A 1,510-nucleotide genomic window follows, 5' to 3' on the forward strand; every position below is an offset into this window, starting at 1 on the left:
GATGGCAAGGCGAAACTCTATGGTCAGAAAGACGACAATGGATCATGGGAAGAAAGAGCCATCATTTCCCATGACAAAACTGTCTTGTCAGTCAAATTCAGCGCCGATAGCCGCCATCTGATCACCCGTAGTGGAGATAATACAGTGAAAATCTTCGGTCTGAAGGACGATGGATCATGGAAAGAAAAAGCCATCATCTCTCATGGTTGGGATATTAGATCAGCTACCTTTAGCGTCGATGGCCGCCATGTGGTCACCGCCAGTTTCGATGGAACTGCGAAAATTTATGGTCAGAACAGCGATGGATCATGGGCTGAAAAAGCCACCATTTCCCATCCTGATGCTACTCGATTTGCCATCCCCAGCGCCGATGGCCATGTTTTGACCATCAATCAAGATGATCCGACGAAAATCACCGAACTAATGATGGATGACTGATTGTTTACTCTCACTCATTAGCCCGGACCCACATTATTCTTATGAAACATTTACTCAGCACGATAACTTGTGCGCACCAGAGCACCGGCCACGACTTCGACAAAACCTCTTTTGACATCCTCCCCGCCGTAAAAAGGGTGTCGCAAAACTCTCTCCAGCGTGGGAACGGGGTGACTCCCTTCATTCCCGGCTTCATTCCGATCTTTTGTTTGCGATACTGACGGTTCTCTTTGGCTTCAATGGCCGAATTGACCAGCCCAAAACCACGGCCCCCCCCCCAGCAAAAGCATCTGTGCTTTGGTAATTCATTTTGATTCCCTTCTGTTAATTGCCTACAGTGACAGGGCTATGGAGGTGATTTATGGAAAACTTGTATGACACTGATTTTTACACATGGTCCTACCAACAAGCCGAGCTTATCAGGCAAGGCCGTTTCAATGAACTTGATATGGACAACCTGATCGAGGAAGTAGAGGACATGGGCAAAGCTCGTTACCGTGCCCTTGAGAGTTGTCTCGAACAGCTTTTGTCACATGCGCTTAAATGGCAGATGCAATCTGGCAAGGACGATCTGCATGACATGGATCAGTGGTTCCGTAGTTGGTCGATCAGCATAGGCAAACAGCGGATTGCTATTTTGAAGGAATTAAAAAAGAATCCTGGCTTGCACAACAAACTGGATGAAATTTTTCTTGATGCTTACGATTATTCCCGAAAGCTGGCCGCCAACGAGATGCAGTGCAAACCCGACGTCTTCCCACCGCAATGCCCATGGACCTACGAACAGATCATGACAGAAGACTGGCTGCCGGAGGCGGACAATGACTGATCTTTACCAAATCGATTGATGGCCGCCATCTTTTGAGCATCTGTGATAGTAAAACGCTGGAAATCTGTGGCCGGGAGAGTGATGGATCATGGCAAGGCGAAAATCACTGAACTACGGATGGATGACTATTTCTCTACTTTGTCACCTTCATCACTCTTGCCGTCATATCCTGCCTGATGTTAGTTACGCTGACATCAATGTTATGAACTTTCATGCTAAAACCGACTCTGACTTTCAGAATCA

General features: G+C 47.1%; 2 protein-coding genes. Both read left to right on the top strand.

Annotated elements, in window-relative coordinates; genetic code table 11:
* A partial coding sequence (locus KDK17_RS12570) for a WD40 repeat domain-containing protein (RefSeq protein WP_257288204.1) occupies window positions 1-438 on the top strand: 438 nt, incomplete at its 5' end.
* Between the two features lie 361 nt (window positions 439-799).
* Complete coding sequence (locus KDK17_RS12575) at window positions 800-1,267, top strand: DUF29 domain-containing protein (protein ID WP_257274691.1); 468 nt, start codon at window positions 800-802, stop codon at window positions 1,265-1,267.
* The last annotated feature ends 243 nt before the right edge of the window (window positions 1,268-1,510 follow it).

The sequence above is a fragment of the Endozoicomonas sp. SESOKO2 genome (assembly GCF_024606245.1).
In the GTDB taxonomy this organism is placed as follows: domain Bacteria; phylum Pseudomonadota; class Gammaproteobacteria; order Pseudomonadales; family Endozoicomonadaceae; genus Endozoicomonas_A.